General features: G+C 48.9%; 21 protein-coding genes and 3 pseudogenes. 21 read left to right on the top strand and 3 right to left on the bottom strand.

All coding sequences use genetic code 11. The annotated features are described in order from the left end of the window. Positions 1-132: 132 nt before the first annotated feature. The 15 genes and pseudogenes from INF30_RS05615 to INF30_RS05545 all read left to right on the top strand — a co-directional run bounded on the left by INF30_RS05615 (position 133) and on the right by INF30_RS05545 (position 13137). Positions 133-1419 carry a S1C family serine protease gene (locus tag INF30_RS05615; protein WP_226394474.1) on the top strand — a complete coding sequence of 429 codons (1287 nt, stop codon included), beginning with the start codon at positions 133-135 and terminating at the stop codon, positions 1417-1419. Between the two features lie 27 nt (positions 1420-1446). Continuing rightward, positions 1447-2391, top strand: coding sequence for a 3'-5' exoribonuclease YhaM family protein (locus tag INF30_RS05610; protein ID WP_226394473.1), 945 nt, complete (start codon positions 1447-1449; stop codon positions 2389-2391). Positions 2392-2489: 98 nt separating this feature from the next. Continuing rightward, positions 2490-3869 carry a 23S rRNA (uracil(1939)-C(5))-methyltransferase RlmD gene (gene rlmD, locus INF30_RS05605; RefSeq protein ID WP_226394472.1) on the top strand — a complete coding sequence of 460 codons (1380 nt, stop codon included), beginning with the start codon at positions 2490-2492 and terminating at the stop codon, positions 3867-3869. A gap of 252 nt (positions 3870-4121) precedes the next feature. Beyond that, entirely contained in the window at positions 4122-5117 is a 996-nt protein-coding gene (locus INF30_RS05600; RefSeq protein ID WP_226394471.1) for a ParB/RepB/Spo0J family partition protein, read from the top strand. A gap of 89 nt (positions 5118-5206) precedes the next feature. After that, positions 5207-5485, top strand: coding sequence for a TIGR04076 family protein (locus INF30_RS05595; protein WP_408639749.1), 279 nt, complete (start codon positions 5207-5209; stop codon positions 5483-5485). Positions 5486-5918: 433 nt separating this feature from the next. Continuing rightward, positions 5919-7214, top strand: coding sequence for a hypothetical protein (locus tag INF30_RS05590; protein WP_226394469.1), 1296 nt, complete (start codon positions 5919-5921; stop codon positions 7212-7214). A gap of 18 nt (positions 7215-7232) precedes the next feature. Further along, positions 7233-7670: pseudogene (locus tag INF30_RS14895) on the top strand (DUF5104 domain-containing protein); the annotation flags it as partial. A 69-nt stretch (positions 7671-7739) separates the two neighbouring features. Then, the gene (locus INF30_RS05580; RefSeq protein ID WP_226394501.1) at positions 7740-8381 is read left to right on the top strand and encodes a hypothetical protein; all 642 of its coding nucleotides are present in this window, start codon (positions 7740-7742) and stop codon (positions 8379-8381) included. Further along, positions 8371-8847 (top strand): hypothetical protein, encoded by a 477-nt coding sequence (locus tag INF30_RS05575; protein ID WP_226394468.1) that lies wholly within the window; start codon positions 8371-8373, stop codon positions 8845-8847. Before INF30_RS05580 ends, INF30_RS05575 begins: the two co-directional genes overlap by 11 nt. Before the next feature lie 243 nt (positions 8848-9090). Then, positions 9091-9717, top strand: coding sequence for a hypothetical protein (locus INF30_RS05570; protein ID WP_226394467.1), 627 nt, complete (start codon positions 9091-9093; stop codon positions 9715-9717). Between the two features lie 56 nt (positions 9718-9773). Next, a complete protein-coding gene (locus INF30_RS05565) occupies positions 9774-10331 on the top strand; it encodes an ankyrin repeat domain-containing protein (RefSeq protein ID WP_226394466.1) in 558 nt (185 codons plus the stop codon). A gap of 274 nt (positions 10332-10605) precedes the next feature. Then, positions 10606-11118: a hypothetical protein gene (locus tag INF30_RS05560; RefSeq protein ID WP_226394465.1), complete on the top strand. Its 513-nt coding sequence runs from the start codon at positions 10606-10608 to the stop codon at positions 11116-11118. A 253-nt stretch (positions 11119-11371) separates the two neighbouring features. Then, positions 11372-11773, top strand: a complete 402-nt coding sequence (locus INF30_RS05555) for a hypothetical protein (RefSeq protein ID WP_226394464.1) — start codon at positions 11372-11374, stop codon at positions 11771-11773. A gap of 314 nt (positions 11774-12087) precedes the next feature. Next, positions 12088-12942, top strand: a complete 855-nt coding sequence (locus INF30_RS05550; RefSeq protein ID WP_226394463.1) for a KilA-N domain-containing protein — start codon at positions 12088-12090, stop codon at positions 12940-12942. A gap of 21 nt (positions 12943-12963) precedes the next feature. Then, positions 12964-13137: a DUF4062 domain-containing protein gene (locus tag INF30_RS05545; RefSeq protein WP_311136001.1), complete on the top strand. Its 174-nt coding sequence runs from the start codon at positions 12964-12966 to the stop codon at positions 13135-13137. Here INF30_RS05545 and INF30_RS14840 read toward each other — a convergent pair. Both INF30_RS14840 and INF30_RS14835 read right to left on the bottom strand, forming a co-directional pair. Then, positions 13117-13739 (bottom strand): annotated as a pseudogene (locus tag INF30_RS14840) (DNA polymerase); the annotation flags it as partial. The gene INF30_RS05545 and the pseudogene INF30_RS14840 overlap by 21 nt on opposite strands. 132 nt (positions 13740-13871) lie before the next feature. Further along, positions 13872-14141, bottom strand: a pseudogene (locus INF30_RS14835) (Fic family protein); the annotation flags it as partial. A gap of 23 nt (positions 14142-14164) precedes the next feature. On the opposite strand from INF30_RS14835, the gene INF30_RS14725 reads away from it, so the two are divergent. From INF30_RS14725 to INF30_RS05515, 4 genes are all read left to right on the top strand, one after another. Further along, positions 14165-14650 (top strand): sigma-70 family RNA polymerase sigma factor, encoded by a 486-nt coding sequence (locus tag INF30_RS14725; RefSeq protein ID WP_226394461.1) that lies wholly within the window; start codon positions 14165-14167, stop codon positions 14648-14650. Positions 14651-14825: 175 nt separating this feature from the next. Next, positions 14826-15245 (top strand): hypothetical protein, encoded by a 420-nt coding sequence (locus INF30_RS05525; protein WP_226394460.1) that lies wholly within the window; start codon positions 14826-14828, stop codon positions 15243-15245. A gap of 66 nt (positions 15246-15311) precedes the next feature. After that, on the top strand, positions 15312-17177 hold the full coding sequence (locus tag INF30_RS05520; RefSeq protein WP_226394459.1) for a site-specific DNA-methyltransferase: 1866 nt from the start codon (positions 15312-15314) through the stop codon (positions 17175-17177). Positions 17178-17184: 7 nt separating this feature from the next. Further along, positions 17185-19485: a DEAD/DEAH box helicase gene (locus INF30_RS05515; protein ID WP_226394458.1), complete on the top strand. Its 2301-nt coding sequence runs from the start codon at positions 17185-17187 to the stop codon at positions 19483-19485. Between the two features lie 20 nt (positions 19486-19505). Here INF30_RS05515 and INF30_RS05510 read toward each other — a convergent pair whose 3' ends face one another. Next, positions 19506-20207, bottom strand: a complete 702-nt coding sequence (locus tag INF30_RS05510) for a pentapeptide repeat-containing protein (protein ID WP_226394457.1) — start codon at positions 20205-20207, stop codon at positions 19506-19508. Between the two features lie 222 nt (positions 20208-20429). On the opposite strand from INF30_RS05510, the gene INF30_RS14720 reads away from it, so the two are divergent. Beyond that, a complete protein-coding gene (locus tag INF30_RS14720; protein WP_226394456.1) occupies positions 20430-21719 on the top strand; it encodes a 5-bromo-4-chloroindolyl phosphate hydrolysis family protein in 1290 nt (429 codons plus the stop codon). A 3-nt stretch (positions 21720-21722) separates the two neighbouring features. Beyond that, positions 21723-22805 carry a toxic anion resistance protein gene (locus INF30_RS05500; protein WP_330601256.1) on the top strand — a complete coding sequence of 361 codons (1083 nt, stop codon included), beginning with the start codon at positions 21723-21725 and terminating at the stop codon, positions 22803-22805. Positions 22806-22818: the final 13 nt, after the last annotated feature.

Genomic DNA, 22818 nt, shown 5'->3' with positions numbered 1-22818 from the left:
ATGGGTCGCAGACATGGCATCCGCGATGTGGTTATTATACTCCATTTACAGGGGAAAGAAAAGGATAATTATTGAACATTGCGGGGGGATATTGTATACTAAAACAAGGATTGCACAAGGAGAAGATGGGTCATGGAATATCATGAAAATCCTGAAGAGAGCAGAGAGGAAAACGAAGGAGAAAAGAAAGAAGAATTTTCCTTTATGCAGGAAACCATCAAGGATGAGAATGGCGGATACAGGAAGATCCGCAATACAGTCTTGAAATATGCGGGCCTGGGTCTGATATTCGGACTTGCGGCCTGCCTGGGATTTTATGCCCTCAGACCATGGGTGGAGAACCGGTTTTCCAGCAATCCCGAGAAGATCACCATCCCGGAGGAGGAAGAGGAGGAGACGCAGGAAGGAGAGGAAGGACAGCAGAAGGAGACTTCACCTGCTCTTACGGTGGATGATTACGAGGAATTGAACCGGGCTCTTGTGAACGTGGCCAATACAGTGAACAGGAGCATGGTAGAGATATCTGTCCAGATTTCGCAGCCTGCGGGGCAGGAGCAGGCACTTGTGGATGAGGACAGTGTGGCGGGGGCTATCTTTGAGGACAATGGCGTGGAGCTGCTGGTGGCCGCCAAGGAGCTGGATGTGCCGGAAGGAGGCTCCCTGCAGGCACGTCTTGCGGACGGCAATTCCTACAGCGTCAGCGTGAAAAAGAGGGATGCCAACCTTGGCATTGCCGTCTACGCCATTGACAAAAACGCTCTGTCAGACACGGCCTGGAACCAGATCCAGACAGCGGTGCTGGGCAGTTCGGGCGGCATTTCCAAGGGAGACCTCGTCATTGCCATAGGCAGTCCCTTCGGGTATTATGGAGGCATGGGCTTTGGCGTGATCTCATCTGCCCGGGAGGCGGTCAGCCGGGCGGACGGAGAGTACAGCCTTCTTTGCACGGATATCGGAGGCAGCAGCAGCGGCACCGGGATCCTTGTCAACACAGACGGACAGATCGTCGGCCTGATCGACCAGGAGCGCTTTTACGAGGATGGAGAGTCCGGGCCTGTGGCGGCCTACGGCATTTCAGACCTGAAGGAGGCGCTGGAATTTTTGTCCAACGGCCAGGCTGTACCCTACATCGGCATCCACGGTGTGACGGTAACGGAGGAGCTGACTGCCGGCCAGGGCATTCCGTCAGGGGTGTATGTGCAGGAGGTGAGCACAGACTCGCCGGCCATGGCGGCAGGGATCCAGAGCGGCGATGTGATCACGGAAGTGGCAGGCACCCAGGTGACCACCCTGTCCGGCTACAACAGCGCCCTGATGCAGCAGGAAGCAGGCGACGAGATCCGCGTGAAAGGACAGCGCCAGGGAACCGGAGGCTATGTGGACATCACCTTCCGGGTGACTGTGGGCAGCAGAGAATAGAAAAATAATTAGAAAGAGGCATTTTATATGAGATATATCAACACTCTCTGTGAGGGAGAGACGATCAGGAACATTTACCTGTGCAAGGGAAAACGTTCCGCGGAGACAAGAAACGGCAAACCATACGACAATCTGATCCTCCAGGACAAGACAGGTACTCTGGACGGCAAGGTCTGGGATCCCAATTCCAGCGGCATCGCAGATTACGATGAGATGGATTTCATCGAGGTGTACGGCGAGATCATCAGTTACAACAACGCGCTGCAGCTGAATATTAAGCAGATCCGCAAGGCCTATGAGGACGAGTACAACCCGGCAGACTACATGCCCTCCACAGAGAAAGACCCGGAGGCCATGTACCAGGAGCTTTTATCTTACGGGCGCCAGGTGAAAAATCCTTACCTTCGGAAGATCATAGAATATTACTTTGAGAACGATCCGGAATTTATCAAGAAATTTAAAAACCACTCAGCAGCCAAGACCGTTCACCACGGCTTTGCCGGAGGACTTCTGGAGCACACCTTAAGCGTGGTGCGGTTCTGTGAGTACATGGCAGGGGCCTATCCCATCCTGAACCGGGATCTGCTCTACACAGCGGCTATGTGCCACGACATCGGGAAGATCAGGGAGCTGTCTCCCTTCCCGGCCAATGATTACACAGATGACGGCCAGCTTCTGGGACACATTGTCATCGGTGTTGAGATGATCAGTGACGCCATCCGCACGATCCCGGATTTCCCGGAGGTGCTGGCCAGCGAGCTGAAACACTGTGTCATCGCCCACCACGGCGAGCTGGAGTACGGCTCCCCGAAGAAACCGGCCCTGGCCGAGGCCATGGCCCTCAACTTCGCGGACTGCACGGACGCCAAGATGCAGACACTGACAGAGATCTTCAAGGATAAACAGGGCAACAGGGAGTGGCTGGGGTATAACCGGCTGTTCGAGACAAACCTGCGGCGGACAGAGATGTAAATTGTATAAAATGTATTTGGGGACGTAACAAAGTTCAAAAGTGTTACGTCCCAAATTCATATAAATGGTGTGTAAAAGTGACACAAAGGGGAATGTTTATGCAGAAAAATGATTTGGTGACAGTGCAGATAGAGGATATGGGCACAGGCGGAGAGGGTATCGGCAAGGTGGATGGATGCGCTCTTTTTATTAAGGATGCGATTATCGGGGATCTGGTGGAAGCGAAGATCATGAAGATGAAGAAGAACTACGGGTATGCAAGATTAATGAATATTCTTACGCCCTCACCTGCCCGTCAAAATGCAAGGTGCCGCGAGGCCCGCAGATGCGGCGGGTGTCAGATCCAGGAGATGGATTACAGGCAGCAGCTTGCCTTTAAAAAGGACAAGGTGGAGAATAATCTTCTGCGGCTGGGAGGCGTGCCCCGGGAGATCCTGGAGAGCGCTATGGAAGGGATCATCGGCATGGACGAGCCCTTCCGCTACCGCAACAAAGCCCAGTACCCTGTTGGCCGTGACCGGGAGGGCAGACTGACAGCGGGCTTCTACGCAGGCAGGACCCACCAGATCATCCCGGTGCCGGACATGGACTGCGCCCTGGGAGCGGAAGATAACCAGGCGGTCCTGGAGAAGATCCTTGCTTTCATGGAAGAATACAGCATTTCGCCATACGACGAGGAGGCGCACGCTGGTCTGGTCCGCCATGTGCTGATCCGAAAAGGATTTACCACAGGGGAGCTGATGGTCTGTCTTGTCATTAACGGGGAAAGCATTCCTCACAGCGACGTGCTGGCCAAACGGCTGTCACAGATACCGGGCATGACAAGCATTACCTGCAGCATCAATAGAGAGAAGACCAATGTGATCATGGGAAACGAAATCCGGACCATATGGGGACAGAGTTACATCACCGACTATATCGGCCCTGTGAAATTCCACATTTCGCCTCTCTCTTTTTTCCAGGTCAACCCGGTGCAGACAGAAAAGCTGTACGGCGCCGCTCTGGAATTTGCAGGGCTTACAGGAAAAGAGACTGTGTGGGATCTGTACTGCGGCATCGGAACGATCTCCCTCTTCCTTGCCAGGGAGGCGGGACAGGTGTACGGGGTGGAGATTGTTCCCCAGGCTATCGAAGATGCAAAAAATAATGCCGCAGCCAATGGCATCGAAAACGCCAGATTCCATGTGGGAAAGGCGGAGGAAGTGCTGCCCGACCTGTATGAAAAAGAAGGTATCCGCGCAGATGTGATCGTGGTGGATCCGCCAAGAAAGGGCTGCGAGCAGGCCGTGCTGGAGACCATGGTGAAGATGCAGCCGGAGCGGATCGTGTATGTGAGCTGCGATCCTGCCACGCTGGCCCGGGACGTGAAGTACCTGCGGGAGAGCGGGTATGAGATCAAGAGGGTGAAGGCTGTGGATATGTTTCCGCATACGGTGCATGTGGAGACTGTCTGTTGTCTACATCGGGTGAATTCGTAGAAATCCTTTGTTTTAGGCATTTTGCGAGGTATATGAGTTTCGCACCGACAGGAAAACAGGGACGAAAAAAACAGATTATGGATGGCATAGAGGTGTCTGTAGTTCTGCATGTGGTATGAGTAGACACATAAAAGTTGATGTAACATTTCAATTTGAATATCGTAGATAAGAGTGAAAAGGACGCTTGTTTTCAGAGCTTTTCTGGAAGGTAAGAGTCCTTTTTCTTTTGTACGGAACAGGAGGAAAATTCAAATGGTAAAAAAGAAAGCGATGTGTTCATTACAGACTGACGTGCCGGGTGCAGACATTGGAATGATTAAAATAAGGGAATTGCATGACTTCAAAGAACATCCGTTTAAAGTAGAACGAAATCAGGAACTCTTTGAGTTGCGCAGAAGTATTCAGCAGGAAGGTATACTGGTGCCGCTGCTGGTCCGTAAAAATCCGGATGGAGAAGGATTTGAAATCATTGCAGGGCATCGAAGAAAAGAAGCTGCCCTCTGGGCGGGAATCAAAGAAGTTCCAGCTATCATCTGTAGTATGGATGATGATCAGGCAGTTATCGCAATGATAGACAGTAACTTACAGAGAGAAAAAATTCTGCCGAGCGAAAAAGCCTTTGCTTATAAGATGAGGTTACAGGCAATGAACCGGCAGGGAAAAAGAAAGGAATTATCTTCGTACCCATTGGAACCGAAGTGTATTGAGGAAATGGTTGAGATATCTTTATTAGAAGCGGATATCCCTGAAAATGGCAAGGTAAATATTAAAAAGACGGATTCTGCAGGCGGTTATCGGAGCAATGAGCAGCTTGCCCGGATGGTGGGAGAAAGTGTGACCCAGATTAAGCGTTATATTCGTCTCACAAAACTGATACCGAAGATTTTGGATATGGTTGACCGGGAATTGCTGGCAATCCGTTCTGCAGTGGAAATTTCATTCCTGACAGAAGAAGAACAGTATGAGCTTCATGCTGTGATGGAACTGGAACAGTGTATTCCGAATATTTCACAGGCCAACCGGTTAAAGAGGATGAGTCAGCAGAAACAGCTTGATATGGACATGATTTATGATATTCTGCAGGAAATCAAGCCTAACCAGAGGGAACAGATAAAAATTCCCTTTGAACGGATTGGAAAGTATTTCCCACCAGATTATACACCAGCCCAACAGGCAGATCTGATCGAAAAACTACTGAGAGGATGGGCACATCAGAATAAGAAAAAAGATGTTCAACAGGAAATATAATGGAAAGAGAGGGTAGATTTATGGAACTGAATTATAAAAATGTGAATGGGTATTTGCTGCCGGAACTGGGATATAAATCCGGAGAACAGATGTTGCATATTGGAAAATATTGCGGCGAAGGAACGCTTGTAAAATCCGGCCAGCCGGACGAGGGCTGCCTGCAGTCGCCGGGTACTGCGCATTGCGGAACAAAGGGGGTTCCGTTCTGCGCAGAAGCATGGGACGCTGTCGCAAGATATATCTACACAGGCTTACAGGGCGGTTCCATCATGCGAGGCTGGATGAAGGAAGAAAACACAATGATCGCCTGCTGCAATGACGGTACAAGACCGGTTATTTTTAAGATTGAGAGAATTGACTGCGAGTGAGATGCTTACATAAACGAGAACAATTCACTCAGACCCGCTGTAGTTTTCATCCAATGCAGGATGGAAGCTGCAGCGGGTTTTATATTTTCTGAGCTGTGGCATCAAACTTCATTTTATTCTTCTTTTGCTGTGCCATACTTCCAGTCAAAGTAGTTAATCTGAAGCCGGGCAAAATAAGAGACTCGATTCAGCAGAAAAGGTCAATCAGCCATTGTGCGGATTGACCTTTTTTGGCGGGCAAAGGATGGCGTAAAATAAATATAAGAGGGCAGCAGCCGGGAAGAGTTTGATAAGTTCTGAGATTCGTTGAAGTTACAGCCTTTTCTTGTTATACTTGATTCAAAAAGAGGCTGTTGAAACAGGGGGATATAAGCCGGACGGGACACGGAAGAGATAAGCCGAATACCGGCATCTTTGAGGAGGGACTTTAGTTATGAAAAGGTTTTACAGACCGGTGCTTGCAGGAATGGCAGCAGCCGTAATATCTGTCTGCAGCGCATGCGGAGCAATACCGGAAAAAAATCACGGAGGCAATAGTGGAGACCGGAAGGATGCTGCGGATGAAAAGACGGAGGAAATAACCATACCGGCTTCGCTGATTAAGTTTTCCAGTTTGGATCTGCAGGATAATATAGAAGCATTCAGCGACTACTGCACCAGCGTCAGACAGGATGGGGATGATATGATAATCGAAGTGACGACGGAGCAGAAAGAAACGCTGATACAGATGCATGAAGACAATATCAGGGAAGTAATGGATGATATGGTGGAAGCTGATCCTTCGTATTCCTGTGAATTGGACGAAGATTACAGCAGAGTGGTGTACAGGTACGACGAAAACATAGACGGCATCCTGCAGGCAAAAGTTCTGCTGTCGCTTACCACAAGCTATGCTTTGAAAGGCATTATGGAGACAGGAAATCCGGACTGGCATATCCATGCTGAAATTATAAACTGCCATACCGGCGCAACGGTCGTAGAGGGAACGCTGCCTGATGAGGCGATTAATTTCGGACCGGATGAGTGGGAAAAAAGCTATGTCAGTACAGGAGAGGATGAGCTGCAGAAGGAAATTATGCGGGAAACAGGCCTTCCGGGAGAGTACAGTGCTCTGACCGACACACAGAAGAGTGCAGTTACGTCAATTGAGGATATGCTGACATGGCTGGAAGAAAAATATCAGCAGAAATTCCATTATGTATCTTATGCGCCGGGAGATGCGATCGAACAGGAGCATTTGAAGGTATATCCCGAACAGGGGGATGAATCGGATATTGTGACGGTGTACCGTACATATGAAAATGGGCTGTACCGGTATGAAGATGATTACGGAGCAATTCTGATGCGTCCTGTGTATGAAGAGCAGGTACGCGCATTCGCGGAGCAGTATCTGCCTGCCGAAGGAATAAAGATTTACACGGAAATAAAGAATGGCGGCAGCAGTGCGGCAGATGCAGAACCGGTTCTGAACGAGGTTTCCGCTGTGACGTATATTTTTATGGATGACGCCCTGTGCTCAGAACAGTATGAGACATTTCTGGAGGCTGTGCCGGACTGGCTGATAGAGAACTGCCAGGGCGTGCCGACGGGGCTTTATCTGCGGATGACAGAGTCCGAAGCATGGCTGCAGATCGACAGATCCGATTATGAGGACAAGCTCCGGGAAGATGTCTATACCAAAGAGGCGGAATGCGCGATTTCCGGGAACGGGAAAGTGACGGTGTATTAACTGAGAGGAAGAAATATCATGAGGAAGATTTTATTGCTTACGGTATGCTGTACCCTTGTATGCAGCCTGAGCGGATGCATAGTTTTACGGAGAGGATCATCCAATGAATATCGCTCCGATGAAGAATTAGCGGATGAAATGATAGAAAACATTATCGATTGCGCAGAAAAGGAAGATGTAAAAGCACTGACCGAATTATTTTCACAATATGCTAAGGACAGTACGTTAAATTTAACTGAACAGGCAGAAGACTTCATAGAGTTTTTTCAAGGCCAATGTAAAAGCTGGAAAGGAAATGCAAGTTCTCATGAAAAAAGTGAACACGGAAAAACAATCTGGCGGGAATTGAAAGGGCAGTATTCAGTTATTACAGATGAAGCACAATATAAAATAGCATATATTTATATTCCTTTTCACAGAGAAGAACCGGATAAAGCAGGGCTTACTGCAATAGAGATCACTACAGAAGAAACTTTTAACAAGGATTGGTTTCTTTGGAGTCTGGATCAGAAACCGGGAATCTATGTGACAGAAGACAAGGAAGAAAGGTTCTCAGAACAGAGGCTGATCACTCCGGAAGAACTGATCCGGGCGGCAGGACTTACAAAAGAACAGTACCGCGGAGCCGACCTTGAACAGTTTATTGAAGATTTTGCCATCACGGAGGAAGATGTGGATACGCTCAACATACCTTTACTTCTGGAAGAATACGAACCGGACCGCAAAGACGGGCTGATCGATGTGAGTTATCTCATTGAAGACGACATAGAAAACCGTACGTTTGATTTTACAGAGAATGTATATGCCATTGCTTTTATGGAAAACAAGAATACAGGTACGGAATGTGTATATTACGATCTGCCGGATAGAAAACGGTATCAAACGTCGGATGCATATCTCTTTGATGATCTCTACCAGACACAGGCCGGATATTATGCGGACGGACAGCAAATGGTGGAGGCGCTGGATAAGTACGGAGTTTTCAGCTGGGAATCCGGAACAGATGAAGAGGAGATCACAGATCCCCAGTACATGGTGTTGGCAGTGGAATATGAGGACGGGACTGTGTTCCGTGTAAAAGCGTCCGGCTTACTGTCGCAGGTGCTGCCGGACGAGTACGATGAAGTGAGAGAAATGCTGTTGTCAGGAGAATACAGTGGAAGTTAGAGAAAAAATGAGTCTTGTTTCAAAGGAGGACGCCATGGATAGAGAATTTGAAGATGAATTTATGGATGCGCAGTCACAGATTATTTCGCTATGTGTCGAATTTGCGGGTAATAGAGCTGATAAGGTTTATGCCTATGGCTCTATCGAAGAAAGCAGTATTTCTTTCAATGCATTTTTCAAGATTGACGGTCAGATTAAAACAACAAATAATATAGCTGCCGATACAGACTCGATATGGGATTTCCTGGATCTTGGTGAATCGGATCTGGAGAAGATAAAACAAATATGCATACACTATGGAAAACCTGTCCCCACAGAATTAAAAATGATCTATGACTGTAAATGTGGTAAAATAGACACGAAATATAAATATGAAAGTATCTGTTCCGCAAAGACAGGGACAGATTCAAGCGAAATTTTTATGAAGTGGTTAGACGAGGTTCTCCAAAGCACATGGAAGAGATAAAGCGGCATTGTGAAAAAATTATACAGATGCTTCGTTTGGATTATAATACGCAGTTACAGTATTCGGGAATAATCAAAAAAATATATGACGTTATGTTACAGATTATATCCTGCGATAATGTCAATGAACTTCCTGATATTCACTGGAACAGCATAGCGCGGTGTTTTGCTGACGAAACGACGGATTATCAAAGTCCTATACTCTTTGAGATAGATAAAATTGCGAAGTTGTCAGAGGGAAATAATGAAACAGCTGAGAAAAACAGAGTGGCGGAGAGGATATCCCATTAAAAAATTTCTTGCACTTTGTGTATGGGGAGTGATGGCGATTGCTGGCTGTGCCGGAACACTGTCTTGCCCGGATAATATTCCATCGCTGGCGGCGTGTGTTCTTGCATTGGCGGGCGCAGTCCTGACGCTGCCGCGCCTGCTCAGATATTACAGAACAACATACCATAGTCTGCCCGCTCTGAACAGGCGGCTTACAAAAGAAGAGCAGGAGGAACTGCTCGAAAACGAAAATTTTGAGACGATCACTGAGTTAAAGTCAGAATCACTGCGGTGGACAGATTTTGCTGAAAGTGAGCACTGGCTCCGGATCAATGGAAGATATATTCCGAAAGAACTCGCGATTCTGGGAGGAGCCAAAGTAACTTTCAACATAATGAACCGGGACACGACACCGGTGGTTTTTCTTTATGCAACCGGGGATGTGGTGAAAATTGATCTGGAGTTCAGGTCAGTGCCCGGCAAATCCGAGAACTTAATGCATACTTCCGGTCCCGCAGTCGCATTTTTCCGGAACCGGCAGACAGGACAAAGGCGGGAGAACTGCGGCAGAAGTGTATTGAGAAAATGCCGTCATATTTGAAAAGGGGTGATGACAAAGTTATTGAGCAAGATTGAGTGATTTGAGGAGGGTGGTTTATGAGGATTACAAATATTTTTGATGCGGTAAGAGAGGGGACTTATTCGGATTTCCTGAAGTTTTATACAGGAGATTCGAATCTGTTCAATAAATATGCAGGATTGAGTCTGCTTCAATTGGCGTTTGTCAATGACCATAATACAGATGAAAAAATAAAGATGATTCAATTTTTATTATCTGAGGGAGCGGATGTCAACTATAAAAGTCCGAAAGACCAAAGAAATGCGCTGCATATATTTTATTTCTCTGTAATGAGACCCGATCCGCAGTATATGTTAAAAGCAACTCAGCTTCTGGTTGAGGCGGGGGTGGACATAAACGGAAAAGATAAATATGGCGCGATACCGCTTAAATATGCGATTACCGTTGTGAAGCTGCCGACAGAGGCGGCCATGCCGGTATATCAATATTTGATAGATCACGGTTCAAATATCTGTGAAAAAGATAACTTTGGCAAAACGTGCCTTGATTATGCAAAGGAATATTCATGGAGAAATGGTATTATAAGTCTGATGGAAGGACAGGGAGGGACAGGAACTTTATATGAAGTCAGGTAAGTACTTAACAGGATCAGATGCGCTGGCATTCGTAAAAGAGGAGATATTTCATATGTTTAAAAGCAGTGTGGTATTGTCTGAGGAAAATTCAGCTCCGGAGCATCATGGCTGGTTTAAACTTGTCTTCCGGTATATACCTAAGTCTTATATAATTTGTTTTGAAAGGGAATTTAACTGCTTTAATATCAGGATCACCAGAGATTACTTTTAATGAAGTATAGCCGGAATATCCGACTGTTTAGATAAAAGTATGCAGGGAAAGGATGATATCATCATGGTCAGATCGGAAAGAAAAATAAAAAAATATGAGATCATTCTCTGTATTCTTGTGCTGGCAGTCATAGCGGCCGGTCTGCTGCTGCCAGAGACAGGGAATCTTGTCCTTCTGGATGAACTCTGCAATGCCGCGGTCATATGGATTGCGTGTATCTTTGTGATCATGAGGATTTTAAGGAACAGAACCGCTTTGTCCTTTTCAGGGAAGGCTGTGGGGGCGGCGGCCGTTATTGTATGTATGGCTGCCGCACTCTGGTTTTCAAAAGACATAGTGCCTGATCTTGCGGCCGGCCCGCAGACAGCTATATTGACAGACATACAGCTGAGCGGGACGCAGGCGCATACAGGTATTTTCTCACATCATTATTATCTGCTGGGCATAGATCTACAGGGGGAAAAGATCCGGGTGGAGATATCGGGGCAGGATTATGAAAGACTGGAGACAGCCGGAAGTGTATTAATTGAATATTATCCGAATACGAAGCGGGCTGTGAAGCTTCTGCCGGTCTGAGAATTCATTCAGAGAACCGACAGAGGCTTTTTGTTATAAAAAAACGGAAATTACAGAGGAACTATTTGGAAAATATCTGAGCCGGATGCCGCCTGAATATAGAAACGCATATTTTCAACTTTGATGATTTACAAGCATCTTAATGCTATAGGCATTTTTAGAAAACGACACCCGCTGAAAATTTGGGATATGTTGACAGAGATAATGCAGAGGGGGATAATAATAAATAGGTGAAACGGAAAGGAATGAGATTATGAAAAAAGGGAGACCAAAGAAAAAACCACCCAGGTTTTCTACCAGAATTTTGCTTGCGGCGCTTGCGGCGGCTCTGGCGATAAACGGTTATTTTGCATGGCAGATACTGGGGAAGCCTCTGCAGACGGAACAGACTCAGACGGCGGCGGGAACTGTTCCCGCAGAGGTGCAGGAACGCCTGGATGCGCAGGAGGAGAGAGATAATGAAATAGCTGAGTCGGGATCTGTGAGTTACTCGCCTTCCGGAGACAGACTGAATGATCGTGAAGCAGGAGCTGTTCATGATGAAAGCAGCGCGATGGATGCACTGGAGGCTTTGCATGTGGAGACGGTTGTACTTTTGTCCCACAAATCACCAGATAGCGTTATCAGCCAAAACCGAAAATCACATATAAGATGATACAGGAATATGTAGAGAAAAAGTATGGATTTAAGGTACATACCGCTTATATTGCAGAAGTGAAAAGGGCATTGGGATTAACAATATATGATGCGCCTAATGCGACAGAGGAATTGAAGCAGCCGAAAGAAAAGGCAGAACCGTGTCAGAAGATGAATTGTCACATTTGTTAGATTATTTACTGGATTTTGCGTGTGATGAAAAAATCCTGGGATTGTACAAAAGGGTATGTAGAAAGTATTTGGATATATATCCCGGTTGTATTAGGGATTATATTGAAGCATATCGGGAAATGTGGGAAGAGGAGGATACTTATGGCGAAAATTGTTAAGGAGACTATCCATGCAAAAGGTATTGACATAGGAATCTATACTACAAATTTTGAAAATGAGTTTATTTCATTAACGGATATTGCAAAATATCGAAATGAGGACGACCCTCGATTTGTGATTCAAAACTGGATGCGAAATAGAAATACGATTGAGTTTTTAGGCGTTTGGGAAGAATTGCATAATCCAGATTTTAACCGTGTGCAATTCGAGGCGGTTAAAAAAGAGGCTGGATTAAATCGTTTTGTTATGACACCGACAAAGTGGATTACGCAGATGAAAGCTATCGGTATTGTCTCAAAAGCAGGACGTTATGGCGGAACATATGCCCATAGCGATATTGCTATGTCTTTCGCAACATGGATTTCTCCTGAATTCCAGTTATATATCATGAAAGATTACAGGAGATTAAAGACTGACGAGAATAGTCGGCTATCTCTGAATTGGAATTTGAACAGAGAGATTTCTAAGTTGAATTACAGGATACATACTGACGCGATTAAGGATAATTTGATACCGCCAGAATTAACACCCGCACAGGTAGCGTATACCTATGCAAATGAAGCAGATATGCTGAATGTTGTTTTGTTTGGAAAGACGGCTAAACAATGGAAAGATGAAAATCCGACTGTTAAAGGGAATATGCGGGATGTAGCAACATTGAATCAGTTACTGGTACTTGCAAATCTGGAAAGTTATAATGCTGTATTGATTAGTCAAGGAAAGAATCAAAAAGAGCGGATGGAATTGCTTCGAAAGTTAGCGGTACAACAGATACATACGCTGGAAAATGTGAGTTTAAATAATTTGCCTAAATTGGAAAATGAAACAATAGACTAATAATACAGGTGGAAAAGAGAGATGTACATGGAAAGAAAATATCAAGTATTCATAAGTTCTACATATGAAGATTTGAAAACGGAGAGACAAGCAGCAATAAGTTGTTTACTTGATTTGAATTGTATTCCAGTAGGAATGGAACAATTTCCGGCAAGTTCATTGAGCCAATGGGAATACATTAAAAACTCCCGTTGAATTAAGAGCTCCCATGGATCCGCCATATCCAAGGGCCAGTTCCGCAATTTTTTCTTTTTGGCGGAAGTGGCTGTCGATGCCGTGCTTTTCTACGGGTACGCAGAACATCTGTGAAGCAGATGCGCAGTAGATGTCTTTCCCCTCTGCGAATACTTTTGGTCTCCATGTTTTGCCGGCAAGGAAGGCGAGGAATCTGGCTTCAATGGCGGAGAAGTCGCTGACGATGAACTTGTATCCAGGGCGCGGAATAAAGGCGGTGCAGATCAGTTCGGACAGAACTGCCGGTACGGAGTCGTAGAGAAGCTCCAGCATTTCATAATCTCCGTCCATGACATATTGCCGCCCCTGCAGACTGCGTTCTGTATTGCCTGGTATTTTTTTACGGGGGATTTTGCAAGCTGTTGTCGGAGTATGAGAGCGGTCTGTACTGTCTGGTTATCCGAATTACGAATCAATTCTTTGACGGCCTTTTTGTCAAGGGCGTCTGCTTCATTCACTCGTCTACCTGCAGTGTTTCCGCCAAAGAAAAAGCTGTAGGCACTGCCGGATGTCCGATTCTGGGGCTTATCTCTGGAGCGAAAAAGTCCTGAAAATATACTCATATCAAATCACCCTCCTTTCTAAAAATGGGCATAAGAAAAGCACCTACTTTGGATAGGTGCTTAACCTTATTATCACACCAATTCCCTTAAATACTCTCTATATTTAAGGGAACATAGGTTTTGTTGAGGGAATCATTTCAACCTGTAATAGCAGATATTCTTTCCCTTGCCTTCTCGTTTCAGTTCACCGGATGCTACCAGTTTGCGTAGCGCCCCCTCTACGGAACTGACGCTCAGAGAAGGACAAAGTTCCCGGATATCCTGCTTCGTAAAACGTCCGATTTTATTCATTGTGGCTCGGCGTACCGTTTCCAGTGCCGACAGTTTTGTTTCTACCAGAGCAAAGCGGTCTTCGAAGTCATGGTATGCAGCAAGGATAGTGCCCAGCAGATATTTGATAAAATGGCGAGGGAGTGCAACTTTCGGTGTTCCGTGAAGGATATGCACTTTACCGGGTGGGAAAATATACCACTGTTTTTCCAGTATATAGCTGTGGGGATTACTACTATGAGAATGAAGGACAGAAAATCTGTGTAGATGCCGATTTCTTTGAGGGACAGGAGTGGTATGTGCGCCTGTTGTTGGAGGGGGAAGATCGTCTGGCAAAGAACAGGGATTCATATTGCAAGGGAAGGGTGGTTTCTTACCATGTTGTCTCGGAGGAATGGTTTTTACTGGCTTCTCCGGCACTGCCGCCATTGGAGCAGTTGATAGAAAAAGAAAAGATCCTGGAGTTGATGGGAATGTTGACAGAGCGGCAAAAAGATATTGTGATCACGTATTTTTATTATGGGAAAACACAGTGGGAGATTGCAAAGGAACTTGGTATTGCACAGCCCACAGTTTCCCAGACGCTCATGTCGGCGCTTCGCCGGATGCGGGAGAGTTGTGGGAGTATCTCTAACAAATAGTTCAGGTGCTGTATCTTCTGGAACCCCTTTGGCATCAAAGTAGCTTTTGTCAAAATTGAATCCATTCCATCAAAAACAAAAAACATCAGTAAACTACTTGAAAAAATAATGAAATATGATAAAATGAATCAAAAGACAAGAACAGACGGAAAGCGGACAAGAAGGAGGAAGAAGTATGAGCCAGTCTATCACAGCGAAAATTCGGGAAAACACGGCTGATATCCTGAAGCAGGAAGGCCGGCCCCTGGCGATCCGGGAGATCAAGGAGCGCCTGGCAGGCCGAGGGATCACAGACTATCGCTCGGGACACCTGGCCGGAGGATTGAAACAGCTCCTGGACATGCCGGGATACATATCTCCGGAGAGAGGACACTATCAGTATACAGGTGCGCCGGAGGAAGACCGGGACGGCGGAACAGTGTCCGGGCGTATGAGGCAGATGTACGAGCGGGTTGTGCAGGAATCATCAGATTTGTTGAATCAAGTGGATATCATTGATATCTCGGAGGAGGAGATGCAGCAGATCATGACCATGCGGGATGTGATCCGGGAGACGAAAAGCCTGATCGGAAAGATCGAACAGTGCTGCATCTGAATGCCGGTACAGACAAAATAGCACAGGCAAAACAGTGCAGACAAAACAGCGCAGACAGGAGAAGACATGGATAAAAGACAAGAAAATCTGGAAAATATGGACGCAGAGGAGCTGCGGGAATATATATATGAACTGAACGAGAGTGAGAGCGGAAAGCTGGGGCTGTCCTGGGACAGAGAGCGGGAGCCTGAGAAGATCGTGGAACAGTGCGGCGAAATGGTACCGGTCCTTGAGGAGGTGCCGGAGAGAGACATTGTCCGGGATCCGGCCTTCCAGAACGATCTGCTGATCCAGGGGGACAATTTTCACAGCCTCAGTGTTCTGACCTACACCCACAGTGAGAAGATCGATCTGATCTACATAGATCCTCCCTACAATACGGGGAATGACAACTTTGTCTACAACGATCATTTTGTGGATGCGGACGACGGGTTCCGGCACAGCAAGTGGCTGAACTTTATGGAGAAGAGGCTGCGGCTTGCAAGGGATCTGCTGAAGGAGGACGGGTGTATCCTGATCTCCATCAATGAAAATGAGCTGTTCGTGCTCAAACTTTTGTGCGACCGGATTTTTAAGGAGAAAAATTACCTCACCACCTTCAGCGTGAAGGTGCGCCATGAGGACCGGATCCTGAAGGGGGACAAGGATTTCCATGAGGTGACAGAATTCCTGCTCTTTTACAGGAAATCCGACAAATTCCGGGTGAGCAAAAGGAGGGAGGACAACTCTTCCATTGAAAAATATGTGTACCGTGTGCAGGAGCTGACAGATGCGCCGGAGGAAGAGCGGATGGGAAGTAAGACGGTGTACAAATTCCGCCCGGACCAGTACAAGATCATCAAGGGAAAGCCCTCCGCAGATGCGCTCTCGGTGACCAATATCCGGGGATCGCTGAAAGAGGGAAATTCCTCTGGAAGATTTTTTATGGCCTATCTGAACGAGCGGTTTGAGTCGGAGGCAGGCTTCCTCTACAAGGTCATGGACATGGGGGCGGACGGTCTGGGATACCGGTATTTTACCATCCCGGAGCAGGGGAAGAACCGGAAGAACGGCGACTACTATCAGGGGCTGCCGGTGAACAGAAGCGCGGTCAAGGAATTCCCCTATCCCAATTTCCTGGATTTTGAGGTGGACTTCAACAACGTGGCCCGGGAGGGCGGCGTAGAGTTCCGGAACGGGAAGAAACCGGTGGAATTTTTAAAGTTCCTCTTTACCATGGGCGGACTGGAGGACAAGACGGAGGCGGTTGTGCTGGATTTCTTCGCGGGATCAGGGAGCACAGGCCAGGCGCTGCTTGAATTTAACAGAGAGCATGGCGGAAACAGAAAGTTCATTCTCTGCACCAACAACGAGATCAGCAAGCAGACGGAGAAAAATTTCCGTAAGGAGAAGAGCCTGTCCAAAAAGCAGTTTGACGGGATGAAAGAGAAGAAAGATCCTGCGTGGCTGGACTATGCGGAGGAAAACGGCATATGCAGCTCGGTCACCTGGCCCAGGATGCAGAATGTCCTGCAAGGTTATGACGGGTATGAGCCGCTGGAGGGAAATCTTCTTTATTATAGAACGAACTTTGTGGGACTGTCCGGATCCAGGGACCAGCTTTACTATGACCTGACGGAGAAGTGTATCCCCATGCTCTGTGTAAAGGAGGGGACCCACGTGCTGAAGGAGGCGACGGAGGAATTCCGGATCTACACAGACGGAGAAGAAAAGGGGTATACCTGTGTATACTTTGATGTGTTCGGCATGGACTATGATCTGTTTGTGGAGCGGCTGGAGCAGCTGCAGGGACCGAAGGCCCTCTATATCTTTGCCCTGGGAGACCAGGTAGATGAGCGGGAGCTGATGGATGTGGAAGATTACCGGATAGAGCCCATCCCCTACAGGATACTGGAACTTTACAAAAAAGTGGTAAGATTGAGCAAGGAGTAAACGATACATGAAACAGGAAAAACCATACCAGGAAGAAGCCATAGATGATCTTCTGTATCAGGCCAGAGGCTGCCTGGACCGGGACCGGCAGAACACCATTGTCTTTCAGTCCCCCACCGGAAGCGGCAAGACCTACATGATGACCAGGTTTATCGGGGCGCTGGCCAGGGAGACGGAGAAGCCGGTCTGCTTTCTGTGGGTGTCCATCGGCGCGGGCAATCTCTATGAGCACAGCTTCCGGAGCGTGAAAAAGGAGATCAACCCGGCAGTCCAGTGCAGTCTTCTGGAAGACGAGTTTTTCGGCTCCAGGGACTCGATCAGGGAAAAGGAGCTGGTCTTTCTCAACTGGGAGAAGATCCGCAACAAGCGGGATGGAAAATTCACCAATGTGCTGATGAAGGAGAAGGATGAATACAATTTCCCGGAAGTCCTGGAAAATACCCGGACAAAGGGGATCCGGATCATCCTGATCATCGACGAGTGCCACAGGAGTGCGGGGACTCCCAGGGCGCTGGAGCTGCGGGACGAGATCATACGCCCCTTCCTGACCATTGAGATGAGCGCAACTCCGGGCTTCCTTAAAGAGGGGGCCGGTGTGACCATCCAGGTGCCGCCCCAGAAAGTGATCGATGCGGGTATGATCAAGAAGGAAGTGATCATCAACAAAGACCTGGAACAGATCATAGATGATGAGATCCACTCGGAGCGGCTGGTGCTGGAGAGCGCCTACCGGAAAAGGGAAGAGATCCGGCAGGAATTTGAGCGGATCCATGCCAGGGTCAATCCCCTGATGCTGATCCAGCTCCCCAACGCAGATGCGGGGGAGGAGAAAAAAGAGAGTGTTCTTCGCTTCCTGCGGGAGAAAGGAGTGCCGGATGACCGGATCGCCATCTGGCTCAGCGAGGAGAAGATCAACAGTGAGGAGGAGCTGCTGAACAAAAATAAGAGCAGCGTGGATTTCCTCCTTTTTAAACAGGCCATTGACACGGGATGGGACTGCCCCAGAGCCCATGTGCTGGTGAAATTCCGGGAGACCTCCAGCGTGACGTTTGAGATACAGACCGTGGGGCGTATCCTGCGGATGCCGGAGGCAAGATCCTACGACAATGAACTGCTGGATGCAGCCTATGTGTACACCAACATCCAGTCCATTATCATCAAGAAGGAAGAGTACCAGCCCAACATACTGAAAAATCTGACTTCCCGCCGGATCAGCGGCTACCAGGATATCACTCTGCCTTCCTACTACAGGAACAGAGTGGATTTTGGGGATATTACAGGCCATTTCGGGCTGTTTTATGAGAAGGCTTTCTGCCTTTTCTTTGACATAGAGCAGGCGGACAGGGCTGCGGGGAAAATGCCGGACTGTGAAGCGTGTAGGGAAAAAATGGCCGCAAAAGGTATTGAGTTTGACACCAAACGGCTGGACAGCATCATCCACGATCTCACCATCCATGCTCAGGATATTGACAGAGGGCAGAGGATCGACATGGCGGACACGCTGCATATTACCTATTCGGACAGCGATCTCCAGCAGGCCTATGAGGCGGTGCTGGCCAGGAATTTCCACGGATTTGCCCCGAAGCGGTCCATGGGAAATGTGAAGCAGGCGGTCATCAAGACTTTTCGCCTCTACCTGGGCATCAGCCCGGCAGGCGGAGGCATTGAGATGATGCAGAGGATCGTGGTGGCCAACCAGGCTGTCTTTTCCAGGATCATCAGCGATGCGGTGCTGGAGTTCAGGCGGTTCAAAGAAGAGGAGATCAAGAGAAAGACAGAAGGCAGGTGGAATGAAGAGTGGCAGATCCCCCTATCCAGAAATTATAATCCGGAGATGGTGAGGGAGATCCCGGCGTCTCTGTCTGTCATGCAGCCGCTGTATCTGCCCTTGAATGGGAAAAAAGAGCCGGATATGCTGGAGATGGATTTTATCCGCTATCTGGAGACAAAGAAGGAGAGTGCCCTCTGGTTCTGGAAAAACGGGGATGAACATATGGAGAGCAATTTTGGCATCCGCAGAGAGGACGGCCGCACTTTCCAGCCGGATTTCATCGTCCGGTTCCGGGACGGGCGGACCGGTATCTTTGACACAAAAGATGTGAGCCACAACAAGGAGGATCATGTGCAGAAATCCGATGCTCTCTACAAATATATCGCAGAGGGCAGATATGAGGGGAAGGATCTTGTGGGAGGCATTGTGGTCAGAGACCAGAGCGGACAGTTCTGGTACTATATGCAGCCCCAGTACAAAGGATTTGATGAGGAACCCCAGATGTGGAAGCGGATGGAAGACTTATTTACACATTAGAAGAAAGAAGCGAAGGCACATCAGTATGCCTTCGCTTCTTCTCTTGTGAGCCAGAAATGGATCCCTGTGGTGGAGTCCATCCACCGGTCCTCGTTGAAGTCCGGCACCTCCACCCACTGGCCTTTGCGGTAGACGAAATTTTCGTCCACCAGAGACCAGGCCTCATCGTATTCCTCCGTGTAATCAAAGCTCTTGATGGTGAGGACTTTGGCCTTGCTGCAGCGGCAGGAATTCAGTGTGGCGGAGGTGCGCTTGGCATCCGCCGGGATGAGGAGCTGCACAAGACGGTTGTTGAAACATTTTTTATATCCAAGGAAAGCGCCTTTTTCCGGACAGTAGAGGCGGAAAAATTTTGTGTCTTCGTCAGAAATGATGCCGGATAAGTTGGCGTGTTCCAGGACTGCGCTGAACAGGTTGGCCCCGGAAATGTCAGCTCCGGACAGATCATCGTACCGCATGGCAGCCCCCTTCAGATTGGCATGGCGGAAACAGGTCCCCCGAAAACTGCAGTCGTCGAAGAGGGCATTTTCCACGGCGCAGCCCTGCATATCTGCCCCGTCGAAGGAGACGTGGTGAAAACTGGACAGGGAGAAATCCGTCCGGGACAGATCCCATCCGGACAGGTCCGCGTCCCACATCTCGATCTCCCGGAGATCCAGAAGCTCGCCCTCTTTTCTTTTTTCTAATTTTTCCTTTAATTCGTCTGTTGTCATTGTGGTCATATATCTTCCTCCTCCCCTGGAAGTCTTTCTGAATCCAGTATAGCACATCCGGGTAAGGGCGGCATCTTTTTTCGGCAGAAGAGCTTTCGCCGGGCGGCAAGGTTGCGATTGCAGTTTTCTGAGGTATGCTATATAATTTTCACATAGTGGTAATTCTAGAAAAACATCTTCCCGAAAAAGCCCTGAGGGCTTTCTGATCCGGGGGAGAACAGGAGGAGACAGGTGAATCAGGATTGGGAAAAATGGGGCCGGGATATCCGCAATATTGTGCAGGATGCCGTGGACTCCCAGGATTTTCAGAGGCTGAATGAGACCATTTCAAATACAGTCAATGACGCGATCTTTAACTTGCGGCAAAATATCCGCCGAGGCCCCGGAGGCCCGCAGCAGTGGGGAGCGGGTCCGGGGGATTTCGGAAACCCGGGCGGACCCTGGGGCTGGCAGAGCGGACCGGGAGGACCGGGCGGATTTGGCGGCGGACCGCAGGCCGGACCCGGCCGCAGATATGAGCGCAGGCAGGAGGAAAAGCCGGTTCTGTTTGCAAAGAAAGGCGGCACTTCCCTGGCGGGGGCGGCTCTTCTTACAGTGGGCTTTCTCTTTACGTTTTGCTGCGTGGGCGCCATCATTGCCGGAGTTGTGTCTGTTATGATGACAGGTTTTGGAGCCGTGGAGGCGGGGGCGTTCTTCGTGCTTGCCTGCCTGACAGCTGCCGGTGTCTGGATCTTCTGCAAGGGAAAAGGCATGCGCGGACGGGCAAAACGCTTCCGGAGATATGTAGAGGCGCTGCGTGGCCGGGCCTACTGTAATATATCCGACATTGCCGAAAGGACCGGGGAAAAGCCCAAGCGGATCGTGAAGGACCTGCGGAGAATGATAGCGGACCGGTGGTTCCTCCAGGGACATCTGGATGAGCAGGATGCCTGCCTGATCGTGACAGACGCGGCTTACGATGAGTACAGAAGGATCCGGCAGCTGCGGGAGGAACAGCGGCAGGCGGAGGCGGAGCGGCAGCAGGCCAGAGCCAGACAGCAGGAGGAAGATGCGCGGGAACAGGAGAATGCCGGATATGCGCCGGAGGTACAGCGGGTCATCGAAAAGGGCAGATGGTATGTGAATAAGATCCGGGAGTGCAATGATGCCATTCCCGGGGAGGAGATATCCCGCAAGATCGACCGCATCGAACTGCTTGTGCGCCGCATCTTCGAGCGGGTGGAGGCGGACCCGGAGGCAGTGGATGACATCCGTAAGCTGATGGAGTATTACCTGCCCACCACAGTCAAACTGCTGGAGGCCTACGAGCAGCTTGACGCCCAGCCGGAGGCGGGAGAGAATATCCGTCAGGCAAAGGAAGAGATCGAGAAGACGCTGGATACGTTAAATACTGCATTTGAGAAACTGCTGGACAGTCTTTTTGAGGATGTGGCCTGGGATATCAGCTCGGACATCTCCGTGCTGGAGACCATGCTGGCCCAGGAGGGACTGACAGAAGACGGATGGAAAAGAAAGGAATAGACTATGAGCGATGGATTTACAACGATGACAGGACAGACCATGGAAGTGCAGGGCAGCACCCCGGAGGCAGCCCTCACTGAAGAAGAGCGGGAGATGGCAGCGCAGTATGCGCAGCAGATCGATCTTTACGACTCCGGAGCTGTGCTCCAGTACGGGGCCGGCGTGCAGAAAAAGATGGCGGATTTTTCCGAGAAAGCGCTGGAGAATGTGCGCACAAAAGATCTGGGAGAGATAGGGGACCTTTTGTCCGGCGTGGTCACGGAGCTGCGGGATTTTGATGAGGAAGAGACAAAAGGATTCTTTGGCTTCTTCAAGAAGAGCGCCAACAAGGTGACGGCGCTGAAGGCCAAGTATGAGAAGGCGGAGGCCAATATCTCCAAGATATGCGGGACACTGGAAGGCTATCAGAGACAGCTCCTCAAAGATGCGGCTATCCTGGATAAGATGTATGAGCAGAACCTGGAGTATTTCAAAGAGCTGTCCCTCTACATCGCGGCCGGGAAAAAGAAGCTGGAGGATACAAGGAACGTGCAGCTTCCGGCTCTTGTGCAGAAGGCGGACAGCACCGGACTTCCGGAGGACATCCAGGCGGCCAGGGATCTGGAGGCCATGTGTGAGCGCTTTGAAAAGAAGGTCCATGACCTGGAGCTTACCAGGATGATCGCCATCCAGACAGCGCCCCAGATACGGCTTGTCCAGAACAACGACACCCAGATGGTGGAGAAGATCCAGTCCACTATTGTCAACACAGTGCCCCTGTGGAAGAGCCAGATGGTGCTGGCCCTGGGAGTGGAGCACTCTGCCCAGGCGGCCCAGGCACAGCGGGAAGTGACGGACATGACAAATGAGCTGCTGAAGAAAAACGCGGAACGGCTGAAGATGGCCACCATAGAATCTGCCCGGGAGTCGGAGCGGGGGATCGTGGATATGGAGACGTTGAAGTCCACCAATGAAGCCCTCATCTCCACCCTGGACGAGGTGATGAAGATCCAGCAGGAGGGCCGCGAGAAGCGCCGCGCTGCCGAGGAGGAGATCGGCCGCCTGGAGGGAGACCTGAAGGCGAAGCTGCTGGAGATACGGAACTAGTTTTACTTTTTCG

It is taken from the genome of Claveliimonas monacensis (genome assembly GCF_014982975.1).
GTDB classification, from domain to species: domain Bacteria; phylum Bacillota; class Clostridia; order Lachnospirales; family Lachnospiraceae; genus Claveliimonas; species Claveliimonas monacensis.
The sequence above is the reverse complement of the archived record's forward strand: the minus strand, read 5'-3'. Positions and strand labels throughout refer to the sequence as shown.

Excerpts from the sequence above, each read along its gene's own strand:
- INF30_RS05500 (WP_330601256.1), top strand. The coding sequence starts at position 21,723 with ATGAGCGATGGATTTACAACGATGACAGGACAGACCATGGAAGTGCAG.
- INF30_RS05595 (WP_408639749.1), top strand. The coding sequence starts at position 5,207 with ATGTTGCATATTGGAAAATATTGCGGCGAAGGAACGCTTGTAAAATCC.
- INF30_RS05600 (WP_226394471.1), top strand. The coding sequence starts at position 4,122 with ATGGTAAAAAAGAAAGCGATGTGTTCATTACAGACTGACGTGCCGGGT.
- INF30_RS05565 (WP_226394466.1), top strand. The coding sequence starts at position 9,774 with ATGAGGATTACAAATATTTTTGATGCGGTAAGAGAGGGGACTTATTCG.
- INF30_RS05560 (WP_226394465.1), top strand. The coding sequence starts at position 10,606 with ATGGTCAGATCGGAAAGAAAAATAAAAAAATATGAGATCATTCTCTGT.
- INF30_RS05615 (WP_226394474.1), top strand. The coding sequence starts at position 133 with ATGGAATATCATGAAAATCCTGAAGAGAGCAGAGAGGAAAACGAAGGA.
- INF30_RS05545 (WP_311136001.1), top strand. The coding sequence starts at position 12,964 with ATGTACATGGAAAGAAAATATCAAGTATTCATAAGTTCTACATATGAA.
- INF30_RS05610 (WP_226394473.1), top strand. The coding sequence starts at position 1,447 with ATGAGATATATCAACACTCTCTGTGAGGGAGAGACGATCAGGAACATT.
- rlmD (WP_226394472.1), top strand. The coding sequence starts at position 2,490 with ATGCAGAAAAATGATTTGGTGACAGTGCAGATAGAGGATATGGGCACA.
- INF30_RS05515 (WP_226394458.1), top strand. The coding sequence starts at position 17,185 with ATGAAACAGGAAAAACCATACCAGGAAGAAGCCATAGATGATCTTCTG.
- INF30_RS05590 (WP_226394469.1), top strand. The coding sequence starts at position 5,919 with ATGAAAAGGTTTTACAGACCGGTGCTTGCAGGAATGGCAGCAGCCGTA.
- INF30_RS05520 (WP_226394459.1), top strand. The coding sequence starts at position 15,312 with ATGGATAAAAGACAAGAAAATCTGGAAAATATGGACGCAGAGGAGCTG.
- INF30_RS05555 (WP_226394464.1), top strand. The coding sequence starts at position 11,372 with ATGAAAAAAGGGAGACCAAAGAAAAAACCACCCAGGTTTTCTACCAGA.
- INF30_RS05525 (WP_226394460.1), top strand. The coding sequence starts at position 14,826 with ATGAGCCAGTCTATCACAGCGAAAATTCGGGAAAACACGGCTGATATC.
- INF30_RS05510 (WP_226394457.1), bottom strand. The coding sequence starts at position 20,207 with ATGACCACAATGACAACAGACGAATTAAAGGAAAAATTAGAAAAAAGA.
- INF30_RS05570 (WP_226394467.1), top strand. The coding sequence starts at position 9,091 with ATGAAACAGCTGAGAAAAACAGAGTGGCGGAGAGGATATCCCATTAAA.
- INF30_RS05550 (WP_226394463.1), top strand. The coding sequence starts at position 12,088 with ATGGCGAAAATTGTTAAGGAGACTATCCATGCAAAAGGTATTGACATA.